This window comes from Bradyrhizobium sp. 35, assembly GCF_023073215.1.
GTDB classification, from domain to species: domain Bacteria; phylum Pseudomonadota; class Alphaproteobacteria; order Rhizobiales; family Xanthobacteraceae; genus Bradyrhizobium; species Bradyrhizobium canariense_D.
Window position 1 is genome coordinate 421638 of sequence record NZ_JADPJC010000160.1, and the last position, 16195, is coordinate 437832.

A 16195-nucleotide genomic window follows, 5' to 3' on the forward strand; every position below is an offset into this window, starting at 1 on the left:
TGGAGACGGATGAACGACGACGACAAGCGCGACGGATCGAGGCTCGACCGGCGCCATTTGCTCCAGGCGGGATTAGCTGCGGCATTCGCTGCGCCGCTCGGTGCCTTCGGTGCGGCACAGGCCTTTGCGCCGCGGACAATCGCGCCCGGCGTCGATCTCTCGGAGTTTCCGCTGTGCCGGACTGCGTCGGATGTGCCCGCGCTCACCGGCGCGCCGCGCAAGCTCAAGCTATCCTGGAACGCGGGCGCGGTCTGTCTCGCCCCGGTGCCGGTCGCCATCGAGCACGGCTTGTTCCAGAAGCATAATCTCGACATCGAGCTCATCAATTATTCCGGTTCGACCGACCAGCTGCTCGAGGCCATCGCAACCGGCAAGAGCGATGCCGGTCTCGGCATGGCGCTGCGCTGGCTAAAGCCGCTGGAGCAGGGCTTTGACGTCAAGATTGCCGCCGGCACCCACGGTGGCTGCATGCGGGTCCTGACCCGCGCCGATTCCAGCGTGAGCAAGCTTGCCGATCTCAAGGGCAAGATCGTCGCGGTCGGTGATCTCGGCGGCCCAGACAAGAATTTCTTCTCCATTCAGCTCGCCAAGCTCGGTATCGATCCGAACAAGGATGTCGACTGGCGCGCCTATCCCGGCAACCTTCTCAACGTCGCCGTCGAGAAGGGCGAGGTGCAGGCATTCCTGTCGTCCGACCCGCTGGGTTATCTCTGGCTCAAGGACAGCCAGTACAAGGAGGTCGCCTCCAATCTCGATGGCGAGTATCGCGACAAGAGCTGCTGCATCCTCGGCCTGCGCGGCAGCCTGGTGCGCGAGGAGCCGCTGGTCGCGCGCGCCCTGACGCAGGCGCTGCTTGATGCCGCGATGTTCACCGCGCAAAATCCGTCTGTGACGGCGAAATCGTTCCAGCCTTACGCGCCGAAGACGGCGTCGCTCACGGATATCGAGGGCATGGTGCGCTACCACACTCATCACCATCACCCCGTCGGCGAAGTGCTAAAGCGCGAGCTCAAGGCCTATGCCGACGATCTCAAGAGCGTGCAGGTGTTCAAGCAGAGCACCGATACGGCCAGATTCGCGGAGCGCATCTATGTCGACGTATTCGCTGTCTGACGGCCTTGCCTCCGGCGCGCCGCGCCTCTCGCGCGCACCCTGGCTGACGAGCTGGGTCCGGGACTCCGGTGCCGGCATTCTCGCCAGCGTGGCGTGGATTGCCTTCGGCCTGTCCTGCCTGTGGTGGGAGGACGTCGGCGACTGGTCGCGGACCCATTCGCTCGGCATTGCCGCGTTTGTCATCGCAGCGATCGCGTTGTTCGGGACGGTCGGCGCCGATTACCTCGGTTCGACGGGCCGGGCCTTGCGCCAGCGCGCGCCGTGGCTCGTCGTGCTCGGCGTTGTCCTGACCCTGTGGGAAGTCGCGACGGCAAAATTCGCCTGGCTACCGTTGCCGTTCTTTCCGCCGCCGCAATCGATCATCGAGGTCTACACCGACGATCTGCCAAAACTGCTCGACAGCGTGTTCGCCTCGGTCAAGCTCCAGCTCGGCGGCTATCTGATCGGCGCGACGGTCGGCTTCCTGACCGGCGTCTCGATCGGCTGGTCGCGCGCGGTCGGCTATTGGGTGCATCCGGTGCTGCGCTTCATCGGCCCGTTGCCGGCGACCGCCTGGCTGCCGATCGCCTTCTTCACCTTTCCGTCGAGCTGGAGCGCATCGAGCTTTCTGATCGCGCTGGCAACCGGCTTCCCGGTCACCGTGCTGACTTGGTCGGGTGTCGCGAGCGTGAGCAACGCATATTACGACGTCGCGCGGACGCTCGGGGCGAAGCCTTCCTTCCTGGTGCTGAAGGTCGCGATCCCCGCGGCCTTGCCGCACGTTTTCGTGGGCCTGTTCATGGGGCTCGGCTCGTCCTTTGCCGTGCTCGTCGTCGCCGAGATGATCGGCGTCAAGGCAGGGCTCGGCTGGTACCTGCAATGGGCGCAGGGCTGGGCCGCCTATGCCAACATGTATGCGGCGCTGATCGTGATGTCGTTGCTCTGCTCCGGCGCGATCACGCTGCTGTTTGCGATCCGCGATCGCCTGCTGGTTTGGCAAAAGGGGACAGTGAAATGGTAGCCGCAACCGCACTGGCTGACTTCGACGCTCACCCGGCGGCCGGTGCCGCGCTCGACATCGAGCAGGTCAGCCACGCCTTCGACATCGACGGCGCCGAGCTGCCGGTGCTCAGCGACGTCAGCATCTCCGTCGAGCCGGGCGAGTTCGTTGCGCTGCTCGGCCCCTCCGGCTGCGGCAAGTCCACGCTGCTGCGCCTCGTCGCAGGCCTCGACAAGCCCCGGTCCGGAACGCTGCGCGAGGACGAGGCGCGCATCACGCGACCGCACCCGTCGCGCGTCGTCGTGTTCCAGGATCCCACCTTGTTTCCTTGGCGCACGGTCTGGGACAACGTCGCGCTCGGGTTGGAGGCGCAGGGCATCTTGAAGAGCCAGCGTCATCGCGTCGATGCCGCGCTCGATCTCGTCGGGCTATCGTCCTTCCGCAATGCCTATCCGCACCAGCTCTCGGGCGGCATGGCGCAGCGCGTCGCGCTGGCCCGCGCACTGGTCAATGATCCCAAAATCCTCATCCTCGACGAACCGCTCGGTAAGCTCGACTCGCTGACCCGCATCACCATGCAGGCCGAGCTGGTCTCACTGTGGCAGCGCAAGGGTTTTACCACGCTGCTGGTGACGCATGACGCCGAGGAGGCGCTGGTGCTCGCCAACCGCGTCATCGTGTTCAGCGACCGCCCGGCGCGTGTGAAGGCAGACATCCGTGTCGACCGGTCCTATCCGCGCCATCGCGGCGATCCGTATCTGGTGGATTTGCGCCGCCAGATCCTTGGCCTGCTCGGATTGGACGCCACATGGTGACTTCGATCGCCAAGGGCCGCGCGGCGCATCACGAGCCCGACTACATCGCACGTGCCGAGGCGCTGGCCGAGGCTTTCGCCGCCCGCGCGGCCGAGCACGATCGCACCGGCAGCTTCCCGTTCGAGAACTTTCGCGAGCTTTCCGAAGCAGGCCTGCTGTCGCTGACGGTGCCTGCCGCCCATGGCGGGGCCGGAGCTGGCGCACGATACGCCGCCCGCGTCCTCGGCATCATCGGCAAGGCCGATCCGTCGACAGCGCTGGTGCTGTCGATGCACTACATCAACCATCTGGTGATGGCACGGAGCCCGACCTGGCCGGCGCGGCTGTCGCGCAAGCTCGCGCGCGAGAGCGTCGAAGGCCTTGCGCTCGTCAATGCGCTCCGCGTCGAGCCCGAACTGGGCTCGCCTGCGCGCGGCGGCCTGCCCGCGACCATTGCACGTCGGACCGAGACCGGCTGGCGGCTCTCGGGGCACAAGATCTATTCGACGGGATCGCCGATCCTGAAATGGTATCTGGTCTGGGCGCGGACGGACGAAGCCGAGCCGCGCGTTGGACAGTTCCTGGTGCCGGCGGGCCTGCCAGGCACGCGCATCGTCGAGACATGGGATCATCACGGCCTGCGGGCCAGCGGCAGCCACGACGTCATCTTCGAGGACGTCGTGATACCCCTCGATGCCGAGATCGATGTGCGCGAGCCGGCGGACTGGCGCGCACCTGATGTGGCGCAGGCGACGGTCCACACGATCTTTGTCGCCGCGATCTATGACGGCGTTGCGCGGGCTGCACGCGACTGGCTGGTCGGGTTCCTGAAGCAGCGGGTCCCTGCCAGCCTGGGCGCGCCGCTTGCGACCTTGCCGCGGGCGCAGGAGATCCTTGGCGCGATCGAGGCGCGGCTCATCGTCAATGCACGGCTGATCGCATCCTTTGCCGGTGATTTCGATGACGGTGTCGCGCTTTCCGCGGCCGAGTCCAACGTCATCAAGCTGGCCGTCACCAATAACGCCGTCGCCGCGGTCGAGAATGCCTTGTCGCTGACCGGCAATCACGGCCTGTCCCGCGCCAATCCGCTGGAGCGGCACTATCGCGACGTCCTGTGCGGTCGCGTGCACACGCCGCAGGACGATTCCACGCGCACCGGCCTCGGCCGTGCCGCATTGGGCCTCTAGCCTGCCGCCAAACATTCAGGGAGAACATCATGTCGGTCGAGTTCATCGGCTTTATCGCCAACAGCAATGCTTCCGAGACCATCGTACGCCAGGGCCCGGTGCTCGATGCCGCCTATATCGAGACGGTGGCGAAGGCGCATGAGCTCGCGGGTTTCGATCGTGCGCTGCTGGCGTTCCATTCAACCACGCCCGATGCGCTCCAGGTCGCACAGCATGTGCTGACCATCACCAAATCGTTGAAAGTGATGATCGCGCAGCGACCGGGCTTTACCGCGCCGACGCTGCTCGCGCGGCAGCTTGCGACGCTTGACCAACTCTATGGAGGCCGCGTCTCGCTCCACGTCATCACCGGCGGCAATGCAGCCGAGCTTAGGCAGGACGGCAATACGCTCGACGACAAGGACGAGCGTTACGCCCGCACCAGCGAGTTTCTCGACGTGGTGAAGCTGGAATGGACCAGCGAGAAGCCGTTCAACTACAGCGGAAAGTACTACAACGTCGAGAACGGTTTTTCGCAGGTGAAGCCGCTGCAGAAGGCCGGCATCTACACCTTCGTCGGTGGTGGCTCTGACGCTGCGATCGACGTCGCGGGCAAGCATGCCGACACCTTTGCGCTGTGGGGTGAATCCTATGCGCAGGTGCGCGACGTCACCTCGCGGGTTCACAATGCGGCCGTCAGGCAGGGCCGTCGGACGCCGCGCTTCAGCCTCTCGGTGCGGCCGATCATCGCTCCGACCGAGAAGCAGGCCTGGGAAAAGGCGGACGAGATTCTTGCGCGCGCCACCGCGCTCCAGGACAAGACCGGCTATCGCAAGCCCGCCGACGGCCATGCCACCGCTGGCGCGCGGCGTCTGCTCTCGCTCGCCGACCAGGGCAGCCGCATCGACAAGCGGCTGTGGACCGAGATCGCAAAGCTCACCGGCGCCAACAGCAACACCACCGCGCTGGTCGGCACGCCCGAGCAGGTCGCCGAGGTCTTCGGCGACTATTGCGACCTCGGCGTCAGCCATTTCCTGATCCGCGGCTTCGATCCGCTTCCCGATGCCATCGAGTATGGCCGTGAGCTGATCCCGCTGACGCGCGAGCTGATCGCCAAGCGCCAGCCTGTTCGCGGCGAGGCGGCGGAATGATCCGTCTCATGCTGGCCGACGCGATAATGTTCGGCTGGTCGCGGACGAGCAGAGCGAAATCGACCTCTACCTTCACTGGGGTCTGATCAAGCAGAAGCTCGAGGCGGCCGAGATCGCTACTGCGCAGAGCCGGGACCCATGCCGCACAGATGCTCCCGGTGAGATAGGCCCCGGCTCAGCAGCGTACCACTGCGTGATGCGCTGCGTCCGGGGCACGAGATCTCAAAAGGCTCTCAAGCATCCGTGAAGCGGGCAGGGCGCATTCCAACCCGGCCGGATTTCGCGATGCGTTTGTTCTGCGTTTCATGCCAGCGACAGCACTCGCATTGCTATTTGCACCAACTCCCTTGCAGTACGCCCGGTGTCTTCAAAAATCATCCAGACGACCACATCGGGAGACCGGCCATGGGCCTGCAAGAAACAAAAATCGAATCGCTTCCCTTCGTCACCGCTGAACTCAATTACCTCGCGCCGGTTTCGGGCAAGCCGCGCACTTACGCCTTCGATCCACCGCCTGGCGAGCCCAAAAGCACGTCATTGCCGGAGCCGCATCAGGTACCGATCTTCGATGCCCGGCTGATCGCACAAAACATCTCGCTCGACCGCGAAGGCTTTGCGCTGGTGCGGCATCCACATCAGGTGAAGGACTTCTCTAATGAGGAGGAAATCAAGGCGGTCTACTATCCCGCCGTCGAGGCCTTCCTGCGCGCAACGCTGAAAGCCGACCGCGTCGTCATCTTCGACCATACCGTGCGCAGGCGCGTTGAGGGTGCCGCGGACATCCGCGACGGTGGCCCGCGTCAGCCGGCAACGCGCGTCCACGTGGATCAGACCGCCGTCTCAGGCGCCAACCGCGTGCGCGAGCATCTGCCCGACGAGGCCGAAGAGTTGCTGAAGGGCCGCGTCCAGGTGATCAATCTGTGGCGGCCGATCCGCGGTCCTTTGCGAGATTCGCCGCTGGCGATGGCCGACGGCACGACGGTTGCGCCCGACGATCTCGTCGCCTCGGATCTGATCTATCCCAACCGTCGCGGCGAAATCTATTCGGTGAAATACAATCCGAACCATCGCTGGTTCTATTTCCCCGAGATGACGGCGGACGAAGCACTGCTGCTCAAGTGCTACGATTCCGCAACCGATGGCCGCACCCGCTTCGGGCCGCACGCCGCGTTCGTCGATCCGACCACGCCGGCCGATGCCGCGCCGCGCGAGAGCATCGAGGTTCGGACCCTCGTATTCCACAAACAGTAACAGAACTGTGATGGCACTGCCGGGCGCGGCCCGGCAGTGGCTCAGGAACCCACGGGAACCGACAAACGTTTGCGCCCGGGGCAGGCCAACCCGGAGGGGTGCCGTGCGAGCGCAGACCACGTTATTTTCTTGCCTTGCTACGTTTTCGCTTTCTGCAGTTTCCTTTGCCCAGGCCGAAAGCGGGCTTGCCTCCTATTACAGCTACGGAAAAGCCGGGAAAGGTGAGCTGACCTGCGCGCACCGGACGCGTCCGTTCGGAAGCGTGCTGAGGGTGTCCTACGGCAGCCGCTCGATTCAGTGCCGCGTCAACGATCGCGGCCCCTTCATCCGCGGCCGCATCGTCGATCTCTCGGTGCCGGCTGCCAAGGCGCTGGGCATGATGAGCGCCGGCGTGGTGCGGGTCTCGGTGGAATAGACCTGCCAGCACGCTATAGTGCCGCCCAAAGCGGGGGGCGCTATGGCCAGGATCAGGGTGGGACTCGTCGGCTGCGGCTTCGTGTCGGAGCTGCATATGTATGCGTTCCGGCGCGTCTACGGGGTGGATGTCGAGGTCGCGGCGGTCGCTGCGCGCGGCGACCATGTCGTCGAATTCGCCGGCCGCCACCAGATCCAACGGGTCTATCGCAGCTTCGCCGAGCTGATCGCAGACCGCGAGCTCGATGTCATCGACATCTGCACGCCGCCCAATCTTCATGCGGGGATGATCGTCGCCGCCATGCAGGCCGGCAAGCATGTGATCTGCGAAAAGCCGTTCGCCGGCTATTTCGGCCGCGACGGCGACCGGCAGCCGATCGGCAGGCATGTGCCGAAGGCGCTGATGTATGAGCGCGTGCTGGAAGAGATGGACGCCACGCGTGCCGCGATCGAGCGCACCGGAAAGCTCTTCATGTATGCCGAGGACTGGATCTACGCGCCGGCCGTGACCAAGACCGCGGAGATTCTGAGAGCGACCAAGGACAAAATCCTGTTCATGAAGGGCGAGGAGAGCCATTCCGGATCGCATGCGGCCCATGCCGCGCAATGGGCGATGACCGGGGGCGGCTCGCTGATCCGGATGGGCTGCCATCCGCTCTCGGCGGTGCTGTATCTCAAGCAGGTCGAGGCCAAGGCGCGCGGTGAAACCATCCGCGTCGCCAGCGTCAGCGGCGATGTCGGCAATGTCACGGCCATCCTCAAGCCGGAGGAGCGCACCTACATCAAGGCCAATCCTGTCGACGTCGAGGATTGGGGCACGCTGACCGCGACGTTTTCGGACGGCACCAAGGCCACCGTGTTCTCCGGCGACATGATCATGGGCGGCGTGCGCAATCTGATCGAGACCTACACGTCAGGCGGCTCGCTGTTCGCCAACATCACGCCGAATGATCATCTGATGAGCTACCAGACCTCCGAGGAGAAACTCGCCTCCGTCTACATCACCGAGAAGGTCGACCGCAAAACCGGCTGGCAATATGTCTGCCTCGAAGAGGAGTGGACGCGCGGCTATCTCCAGGAGATCCAGGACTTCATGGAATGCGCCGCGACGGGACGGCAGCCGCTGTCGGACCTCGCGCTGGCGTACGAGACAATCAAGGTGAACTACGCGGGATACTGGGCGGCGGAGGAGGGACGAAGGGTGATGATGTAGGGCGTGATGAACTCACTGAGCTAGCCGCAGGCACGGTGCCAATCCTTCTCCCCTTGCGGGAGAAGGTGGCATAGGCGGCCTTCGGCCGCCGTTCTCAAGAACGCCGAAGCGTAGCTTCGGCTATAGCGCCGGATGAGGGGTTCTCTCCGCGGTTTAAAATGAGAGAGGTTTGCTCGCGGAGGCAACCCTCACCCGTCTCGCCGTTTCGCGGCGAGCCACCCTCTCCCGCAAGCAAGGGGAAAGGGTGCACCGTCGGCGCGGCGCGTAGCCTCACGTCCCGTAGGTCGAGCCCTTCGGCAGCGGAAACACCGGGTCCCGCGTCCGGATGTTCGTCGGCCACACCACCGAGATGTGTTCGCCGGCATTCTGCATCACCACCGGGGTCGAGCGCTCGTTCTGGCCGGACATCGGCGTGCCCGGCGGGAAGAATTTCACGCCATAGCCCTGGATGGTGCCGCCGGCTGGAATGTCGACGTCGAGCGCGGCCTTGCGAATGGCCTCGGGCTCGAAGCTGCCGTACTTCTCCTTGGCGACCGGCAGCACGTTGTTGAGCAAGATCCAGGTCTGGTTGAAACCCATCGAGCAATGCGGCGGCACGTCGGTGGCGCTGGTCTTGGCCTGGTAGCGCGAGACCATGGTCTTGGTCAGGTCGCCGATTCCAGGCGCGAGCTTGGAGGCATCGAGCAGTTGCGCCGGCACCGGATCGATGTTGCAGAAATTGTCGATGTCGGGGCCGAAGGTCGCGCGCAGCTTGTCGAGCTGGCTGTAGCCGGCGCCCGCGCCGAACAGCATCTTGAAGCGCAATCCGCTCTCGCGGGCCTGGCGCAGGAACAGGGTGATGTCGGGGTTGTAGCCGGCGTGCGAGATCACATCGACCTTGGCGCGCTTGAGCTTGGTCACGAGCACCGAGAGATCGGGCGCGGAAGCCGAATAGCCTTCGCGCATCACCACCTGGATGCCCGCCTGCTTGGCATAGGCCTCGTCGGCCGCCGCGACGCCGACGCCGTAAGGGCCGTCCTCGTGGATCAGCGCGACCTTGACGTCCTTCGGGTCCATGCCGAGCTTGCCTTGCGCGTGCTCGGCGACGAAGCCCGCGAAGGCCTGGCCGTACTGATCGGAATGGATCTGCGCGCGAAACACATATTGCAGGTTCTTGTCCTTGAACACGGCGGTCGAGACCGCGGTGGTGATCCAGAGGATCTTCTTCTGCTGCTCGACCTTCGCCGCCATCGGCACCGCATGCGCGCTGGAATAGACGCCGTTGATGATGTCGATCTTTTCCTGGCTGATCAGCCGCTCGGCCTCGTTGATGGCGACGTCGGCCTTGCTCTGAGAGTCCGCCGCGACCGGCACGATCTTGGTCTTGCCGCCGATGCCGCCCTTTTCGTTGACGAGGTCGATGGCGATCTGCGCGCCGACCGAGGAGGCGACCGAGCCGCCGGCGGCAAACGGACCGGTGAGGTCGTAGATCAAGCCGATGCGCAAATTCTCGGCTTGCGCCTGGGCCCGTGTCCAATCGAGGCTGAGTGCGGCGGCGGCAGCCGCCGAGCTCTTCAGCAGCTGCCTGCGTGAAGTGGGCATCCTATCCTCCCTCAAAGATCGTCTTATGATTTGGTCTTGTTATTCTTTTTCGAAGTATGGGGAGCGGGGCGGCGGAAAGTCAACATGGCGAAAGTCGGGGTCCGGTCTCCGCGACGCAGAACGCAATTGCGAAATGGGTGATGAGCGCGCCCGTTACTGTTTCAAGCGACGGGCAAGATAGCCAGCGGTCTTCCCGCCGGCCGCGGCGACCTCTCGCGGCGTCCCCGACGACACGATACGGCCGCCTTCCTCGCCGGCGCCGGGACCGAGGTCGATGATCCAGTCGCTATGAGAGACGACATCCATGTCGTGCTCGACCACGACCACGCTGTTGCCGGCGTCCACGATGCGCTCGAGTTGGGCGATCAGCCGCTCGACATCCCTGGGATGAAGACCGGTGGTCGGCTCGTCCAGGACATAGAGCGTGTGACCGCGTTGCGGCCGCATGAGCTCGGTCGCAAGCTTGATGCGCTGGGCTTCCCCGCCCGACAATTCGGTGGCGGACTGACCGAGACGAATATAGCCGAGCCCGACCTCGCGGACGACCGATAGGGACCGGTTGAGGGTTGGATCTTCGTGGAAGAATTCGAAGGCTTCGTCGACGCGCATCGCCAGCACATCCGCGATGGATTTTCCGCGGATCTTCACCTCCAGCGTCTTGTCATTGTAGCGCGCGCCCTTGCAGGTCGGGCAGGGCGCATAGACGCTGGGAAGAAACAGAAGCTCGACGCAGACAAATCCTTCGCCTTCGCAGGTGCTGCATCGGCCCTTCGCGACATTGAAGGAAAAGCGCCCGGCATCGTAGCGGCGGGACTTTGCCTGCGGCGTCACGGCGAACAGCTTCCGGACGTGGTCGAACAGGCCGGTATAGGTTGCAAGGTTGGATCGCGGCGTGCGGCCGATCGGCCTCTGATCCACCACGACGAGACGATCGACCTGGTCGAGGCCGGCGACGATCTCGCCGCCCAATGTCTCGACCGTGGGTGCCAGGCTATCGTCGTCCGCGTCCGCAGCCCGTGCATGGCCGAGATGCTCCGCCATGGCATCGACGAGGAATTGGCTGATCAGGCTCGATTTGCCGGAGCCCGACACGCCGGTCACGCTGGCGAGAACGCCGAGCGGGATATCGACGTCGAGGCCGCGGAGATTATTCCGGGTCACACCCCGGACTTTCAGATGCGCCTTCGGCTGGCGGCGGACCATCGGCAGCGGCTTTCGTGGATGCGCGAGATAATGGGCGGTTCGCGATTGCGCGACCTGCCCGAGTCCTGAGGGCGGTCCGCTATAGAGGATGTTCCCGCCGCCTTCGCCGGCATCAGGCCCGACATCCACCAGCCAGTCGGCATGCTTGATCACCTCGATCTCGTGCTCGACCACGAAGATCGAATTGCCCGCGTGTTTCAGCCGGTCCAGCGCCCGCAGCAGCGCCTCGGTGTCGGCGGGATGCAGACCTGCCGACGGTTCGTCGAGCACATAGACGACGCCGAACAGGTTGGAGCGAACCTGGGTCGCAAGCCGCAGCCGCTGCAACTCGCCGGGCGACAGCGTTGGCGTGCTGCGCTCGCAGGCGAGATAGCCGAGGCCGAGGTCGAGCAGGACGGCCAGCCGCGCCGACAGATCCTCGCAGATGCGCCTGGCGACGATGGTTTTCTCCGATGCTCCGACGGTCGAAGTCTCCGCGAAAGGGTTCATCACCTCCTGCAGCTTCTCGAGCGGCAGATGAGACATCTCGGCGATATCAAGTCCGGCGAATTTGACCTTGAGTGCCTCGGGCTTCAATCGCGTGCCATGGCAGGTCGGGCAGTCCTGGGTGATCATGAATTGCGCGACGCGGCGCTTCATCATCGCACTCTCGGACTTGGCAAAGGTCTGCATCACGTAGCGCTTGGCGCCGGTGAACGTGCCCTGATAGCTCGGCTCCTCCTTGCGGCGCAGGGCCCGTTTGACCTCGGCCAAGTCGTAACCGGCATAGACCGGAACGGTCGGCTGCTCCTCCGTGAACAGGATCCAGTCGCGGTCCTTCCTGGGCAGCTCACGCCAGGGCTTGTCCACGTCGTAGCCCAGCGTGGTCAGGATGTCCCGGAGGTTCTGCCCCTGCCAGGCACTCGGCCACGCCGCGACGGCGCGCTCGCGAATGGTGAGGGTGTCGTCGGGCACCATGGACTTCTCGGTGACGTCGAGCATCCTGCCGATACCGTGACAGGTCGGGCAGGCTCCTTCCGGCGTGTTCGGCGAGAACGATTCCGCATAGAGCATCCTTTGTCCGCGCGGGTATTCGCCGGCACGGGAATAGAGCATCCTGAGCAGGTTCGAGATGGTCGTCACGCTGCCCACGGACGACCTCGTCGTCGGCGCGCCGCGCTGCTGCTGGAGCGCTACGGCGGGCGGCAGGCCTTCGATGTCGTCCACCTCAGGGATCTGCATCTGGTGGAAGAGGCGCCGCGCGTAAGGCGACACCGATTCCAGATATCGCCGTTGCGCCTCGGCGTAGACCGTTCCGAAGGCGAGCGAGGATTTTCCGGAGCCCGACACGCCGGTGAACACGACGAGGGCGTTGCGCGGAATACTGACGTCGACGTTCCTGAGATTGTGCTCACGCGCGCCCCGCACGCGAACGAAGCCGTCATCCTGCATCAGGTCATCGGGGTGTCTTGATCGGTCGTCCATCTCGCTGCTCCGGCCCACGCATGGGAGATAACGGCAGGATCGCAGGATGGGTCCACAGATGCCAGCGCATCGGTTGCGTTCTGCACAAAGCGAAGGCCCGCCGCGATTGAAGCGACGGGCCATGCAAGGGCGATGGGGCGCTCGGGACGGGGCCCTGGTGCCCCAGCGTGGCGTGTTACTGCGACAGCTTCACGAAGCTCGGAAACTTCAGCTTGCCCTCCGCGATCTTCTCGGGCCAGACCACGACCTGCTTGGAGTCCTGCCACTGGAAGACCAGACCGGATACGGTCGTGGGACCGGACTTGATGCCGTGGGTGAACTCGTCGTCCTTGCCGTAGAACTGGATGCGGCCGATCGTGCCCTCGTAGTCGGTCTTTTCGAGCTCAGCGACCATCTTGTCCGGATCGGTCGAGCCGGCGCGCTTGATCGCCTCCGTGATGAAGTAGACTTCGTCATAGGCGGTGTAGCCGGTGTAGGCCGGCGGCGAGCCGAACTTGGCCTTGAAGGCGGCCGCGAACGGCTTCGTCTTGGAGGTCACGGCGACGTCGGGCGTTGCGACCGCCAGCGACGGCACGCCGTCGGCGGCGCCATTGGTGTCCTTCCAGAAGGTCGGGCTCAGCGCCTGCGCGCTGATGCCGAACATCGGGACCGGCACCTGCTGGTTCTTCCACTGCACCGTCGGCTGCACGCCGACATGCGAGATGCCGGTGACGATCACGTCCGGCTTCTTGGCCTCGATATTGTTGAAGATCGGCGTGAAGTCGGTGGTATCGGGCGAGAACCGCACGTGCTCGACGACCTTGAGGCCTGCTTTCGGAAGACAGGCTTCGTAGCCGACGTCGAGCGGCTTGGTCCAGGCGGCGTCCTCGCTCATGATCGCGGCCGTCTTGAACTTGAGCTTCTCGACCAGCAGATCCTTGGCGGCGTCGCAGACGAGCTGCGCTTGTGCGGCCGAGGTCAGATAGCCGTGGAAGGTGTATTTGTTCTTTTCGTAGTCGTTATGGATCGCCTTGGTGATCTCGTTCGAGGCCGCGCCGGGGGTGATCAGCGGCATCTTCAGCCGCGCTGCCCAGGGCTCGAGCGCCAGCACGACCTCGCTGATATAGCTCGCGATCACGGCGGAGACTTTGTCCTCGCTCACCGCGCGCTGGAACGCGCGCACCGAGTCCGCCGAGGAGCTCTTGTTGTCGTAGGTCACGATCTCGATCTTGCGGCCGAGAATGCCACCCTTGGCGTTGATCTCGTCGGCGGCGATCTGCGCGCCGCCGGGCGTCGCGGCACCAGCGATCGACTGCACCTCGGCGATGACGCCGATCTTGATAGGATCGTTCGACTGCGCATAGGCGGGAGCAGCAAGGCACAGCGCCAGCGCGGAGGCGAGGAGGAAGCTGCCGCTCAAACTCTTCGATGGTCGCATGGTCGTTTCCTTTTGCTTGTTTTGTTGTTGGTATGGGCGAACTAGAGAAAATCGGCGCCAGCCTCCGCGGCGAAGCGGCCCGGATCGCCCTCCCAGACGATCCTCGCATGCTCGAGCACATAGACGCGGTCGGCATGCGGAAGCGCGAAGGTCACGTTCTGCTCGCCGAGCAGCACCGTAATCGACGTCGTCTGCCGCAGCCTCGTTAGGGCCTTGGACAGGAGTTCGAGGATGACGGGGGCGAGACCCAGCGTCGGTTCATCCAGGATCAGGATCTGCGGCTGCATCATCAGCGCGCGGCCGATCGCAAGCATCTGCTGCTCGCCGCCGGAGAGCGTTTGCGCCATCTGGCCCTGACGCTCTTTCAGGATCGGGAATAGCTCGAACAGCCAGGCGAGCTGTGCCGCGCGCTTGTCGTCGGCCAGATGTTGCCCGCCGAGATCGAGGTTTTCGCGCACGCTCATCTCGCCGAACAGCTCGCGCGATTCCGGGCACTGCACGAGGCCGCTGCGGGCGATCTTCGCCGGCGTCGTGCCGCGCAGCTTCTCGCCGTTGCGCACGATCTCGCCGCTATAAGGCAGGAAGCCCGAGATGGTGTTGAACAATGTGGTCTTGCCGGCGCCGTTGAGACCGACGATCGAGACGAACTCGCCCTCATGGACGTGGATCGAGACGTTCTCCAGCGCCTGCGCCTTGCCGTAGAACACGCTGACATTCTCGACCTGGAGCAGCGGCACCTTGTCCTTGAAGCTGGTCTCGGGCCGCGCATGGGTCTCGATGGCGCCGCCGAGATAGACCCGCCGCACCGTCTCGTTCTTCATGACGTCCTCGGCCTTGCCGGTGACGATCTCCTCGCCGAGATACATCGCGAGCACGCGGTCGACCAACGCCGCGACGCTCTTGACGTTGTGGTCGACCAGCATCACCGCGCGGCCCTCGTCGCGGAAACTGCGGATCAGGTCGGAAAACATTTCGACCTCGGCCCGCGTCAGCCCGGCAAAGGGCTCGTCCACCAGCACGACCTTGGGATCGCGCGCGATAGCCTTGGCCAGCTCGAGCCGGCGCAGGTCGGCGAAGGGCAGCGTCGGCGGGCGGCGGTTCATCACGTTGCCGAGCCCGACGCGATCGGCGATCCATTTGGCGCGCTCGAGCAGCGCCTTGTCCGGAAACAGCATGAACAGGCTGTCCGGCAGCAGCGCGACCATGATGTTCTCCAGCACAGTCTGCCGGTTCAGCGGTCGCGAATGCTGGAACACCATGCCAAAGCCCTTGCGCGCGATCTTGTGCGCCGGCAAGCCCGCGACGTTCTCGCCCTCGAATACGACTTCGCCTGATGTCGGGCGCTCGATGCCCATGACGCTCTTCATCGCGGTCGATTTGCCCGAGCCGTTCGGGCCGATCAGGCCAAAGATCTCGCCGCTATTGACCTCGAAGCCCAGGTTCTTCACCGCCGTCAATCCGCCGAAGCGCTTGGTCAGGCCGCGGACTTCGAGCACGGCCCGGTTTGAAGATCGCATATCCATCACGAGCGCGCCTCACGCGAGAGGGCCGCTCCGAGGAAGCCGCCGGGGAAAAACAGCACGACGAGCAGCGCGACGGCCGAGACGATGAAGGTCGCAAGCTCGCCGGTGGGCCTGAGGAACTCGCCGGCGACGATCAGGAAGATCGCGCCGAGTGCCGCGCCAAGCACGGTGCGCCGGCCGCCGAGCACGGCTGAGACGATCACGTTGACGCCGACCGCGACGTCGACGACGGTGCCGACCGAGGCGGTGCCGAAGTAGAACACCAGCAGCGCGCCTGATAACCCCGAGAAGAACGCACTGACGATGAAGGCGGCGAGCTTGTGCTTGACGATGTTGAAGCCGAGCGCGCCGGCCTGGACCGGGTCCTGGCCGCTGGCTTGCAGCACCAGGCCAACAGGCGATTGCGACAGGCCATAGAGAATGGCCGCCGAGATCGTCATGAAGCCGAGCGCGATCCAGTAATTGACGCCGGCGTTGATGGAGATGACGTCGGGAATGGTCAGCCCGATCTCGCCACCGGTGAGGTCGGCAAACACCACGATGAAATTCTGCAGCATCAGCACCGCGACCAGCGTGGTCAGGCCGAAATACGGTCCGCGCACCCGAAGCGCCGGCAACGCCAGCACGAGGCCGGCGATGACGGAGGCGAGCGCGCCGAGCACGATGCAAGCGTAAACCGACCAGCCGAACTGGGCATTCAGGATGCCGGCGGTGTAGGCGCCGACGCCGATCAGGAAGGTCGGCCCGAAATTGACCTCGCCGGCGAAGCCGAACAGCAGGTCCCACGCCATTGCGAACACGCCGAAATAGAAGGCGACGGTGAGAAGCCCGAGCACGTAGCCGGAGACGTAGAGCGGCAGCGTCGCCGCGATGACGACGAGCGCGAATGAGATGAAGAACAGGCGTGTCGTAAAGAAGCTGGCCAT

At 64.7% G+C, this 16195-nt stretch carries 13 protein-coding genes; 8 read left to right on the plus strand and 5 right to left on the minus strand.

Features of this window, described 5'->3' with window-relative positions:
• Nucleotides 1-9: 9 nt before the first annotated feature.
• From IVB36_RS37835 to IVB36_RS37870, 8 genes are all read left to right on the plus strand, one after another.
• Complete coding sequence (locus IVB36_RS37835) at nt 10-1113, plus strand: ABC transporter substrate-binding protein (protein WP_085360713.1); 1104 nt, start codon at nt 10-12, stop codon at nt 1111-1113.
• Complete coding sequence (locus IVB36_RS37840; RefSeq protein WP_247294801.1) at nt 1091-2113, plus strand: ABC transporter permease subunit; 1023 nt, start codon at nt 1091-1093, stop codon at nt 2111-2113. Before IVB36_RS37835 ends, IVB36_RS37840 begins: the two co-directional genes overlap by 23 nt.
• Nucleotides 2107-2907, plus strand: coding sequence for an ABC transporter ATP-binding protein (locus IVB36_RS37845; protein ID WP_018457482.1), 801 nt, complete (start codon nt 2107-2109; stop codon nt 2905-2907). Before IVB36_RS37840 ends, IVB36_RS37845 begins: the two co-directional genes overlap by 7 nt.
• Nucleotides 2901-4073, plus strand: coding sequence for an acyl-CoA dehydrogenase family protein (locus tag IVB36_RS37850; protein WP_018457483.1), 1173 nt, complete (start codon nt 2901-2903; stop codon nt 4071-4073). The genes IVB36_RS37845 and IVB36_RS37850 overlap by 7 nt, the downstream gene beginning before the upstream one ends.
• A gap of 29 nt (nt 4074-4102) precedes the next feature.
• Nucleotides 4103-5203 (plus strand): LLM class flavin-dependent oxidoreductase, encoded by a 1101-nt coding sequence (locus IVB36_RS37855; RefSeq protein ID WP_018457484.1) that lies wholly within the window; start codon nt 4103-4105, stop codon nt 5201-5203.
• Nucleotides 5204-5608: 405 nt separating this feature from the next.
• Nucleotides 5609-6454 (plus strand): CmcJ/NvfI family oxidoreductase, encoded by an 846-nt coding sequence (locus tag IVB36_RS37860; RefSeq protein WP_247294798.1) that lies wholly within the window; start codon nt 5609-5611, stop codon nt 6452-6454.
• 103 nt (nt 6455-6557) lie between these two features.
• Nucleotides 6558-6869, plus strand: coding sequence for a septal ring lytic transglycosylase RlpA family protein (locus IVB36_RS37865; RefSeq protein ID WP_026233379.1), 312 nt, complete (start codon nt 6558-6560; stop codon nt 6867-6869).
• 42 nt (nt 6870-6911) lie between these two features.
• Nucleotides 6912-8081, plus strand: coding sequence for a Gfo/Idh/MocA family oxidoreductase (locus tag IVB36_RS37870; protein ID WP_247294797.1), 1170 nt, complete (start codon nt 6912-6914; stop codon nt 8079-8081).
• Nucleotides 8082-8351: 270 nt separating this feature from the next.
• Here IVB36_RS37870 and IVB36_RS37875 read toward each other — a convergent pair whose 3' ends face one another.
• The 5 genes from IVB36_RS37875 to IVB36_RS37895 form a co-directional block, all read right to left on the minus strand.
• On the minus strand, nt 8352-9662 hold the full coding sequence (locus IVB36_RS37875; RefSeq protein WP_018457488.1) for an ABC transporter substrate-binding protein: 1311 nt from the start codon (nt 9660-9662) through the stop codon (nt 8352-8354).
• Nucleotides 9663-9815: 153 nt separating this feature from the next.
• Complete coding sequence (gene uvrA / locus IVB36_RS37880; RefSeq protein ID WP_026233381.1) at nt 9816-12329, minus strand: excinuclease ABC subunit UvrA; 2514 nt, start codon at nt 12327-12329, stop codon at nt 9816-9818.
• Between the two features lie 175 nt (nt 12330-12504).
• Entirely contained in the window at nt 12505-13746 is a 1242-nt protein-coding gene (locus IVB36_RS37885; RefSeq protein ID WP_026233382.1) for an ABC transporter substrate-binding protein, read from the minus strand.
• 41 nt (nt 13747-13787) lie between these two features.
• Nucleotides 13788-15269, minus strand: coding sequence for an ATP-binding cassette domain-containing protein (locus tag IVB36_RS37890; protein WP_026233383.1), 1482 nt, complete (start codon nt 15267-15269; stop codon nt 13788-13790).
• Nucleotides 15269-16195, minus strand: coding sequence for a branched-chain amino acid ABC transporter permease (locus tag IVB36_RS37895; protein ID WP_018457492.1), 927 nt, complete (start codon nt 16193-16195; stop codon nt 15269-15271). Before IVB36_RS37895 ends, IVB36_RS37890 begins: the two co-directional genes overlap by 1 nt.

Coding starts and splice junctions, on each gene's coding strand:
- IVB36_RS37835 (WP_085360713.1), top strand. CDS start 10: ATGAACGACGACGACAAGCGCGACGGATCGAGGCTCGACCGGCGCCAT.
- IVB36_RS37840 (WP_247294801.1), top strand. CDS start 1,091: ATGTCGACGTATTCGCTGTCTGACGGCCTTGCCTCCGGCGCGCCGCGC.
- IVB36_RS37845 (WP_018457482.1), top strand. CDS start 2,107: ATGGTAGCCGCAACCGCACTGGCTGACTTCGACGCTCACCCGGCGGCC.
- IVB36_RS37850 (WP_018457483.1), top strand. CDS start 2,901: ATGGTGACTTCGATCGCCAAGGGCCGCGCGGCGCATCACGAGCCCGAC.
- IVB36_RS37855 (WP_018457484.1), top strand. CDS start 4,103: ATGTCGGTCGAGTTCATCGGCTTTATCGCCAACAGCAATGCTTCCGAG.
- IVB36_RS37860 (WP_247294798.1), top strand. CDS start 5,609: ATGGGCCTGCAAGAAACAAAAATCGAATCGCTTCCCTTCGTCACCGCT.
- IVB36_RS37870 (WP_247294797.1), top strand. CDS start 6,912: ATGGCCAGGATCAGGGTGGGACTCGTCGGCTGCGGCTTCGTGTCGGAG.
- IVB36_RS37875 (WP_018457488.1), bottom strand. CDS start 9,662: ATGCCCACTTCACGCAGGCAGCTGCTGAAGAGCTCGGCGGCTGCCGCC.
- uvrA (WP_026233381.1), bottom strand. CDS start 12,329: ATGGACGACCGATCAAGACACCCCGATGACCTGATGCAGGATGACGGC.
- IVB36_RS37885 (WP_026233382.1), bottom strand. CDS start 13,746: ATGCGACCATCGAAGAGTTTGAGCGGCAGCTTCCTCCTCGCCTCCGCG.
- IVB36_RS37890 (WP_026233383.1), bottom strand. CDS start 15,269: ATGGATATGCGATCTTCAAACCGGGCCGTGCTCGAAGTCCGCGGCCTG.
- IVB36_RS37895 (WP_018457492.1), bottom strand. CDS start 16,195: ATGGCCAGCTTCTTTACGACACGCCTGTTCTTCATCTCATTCGCGCTC.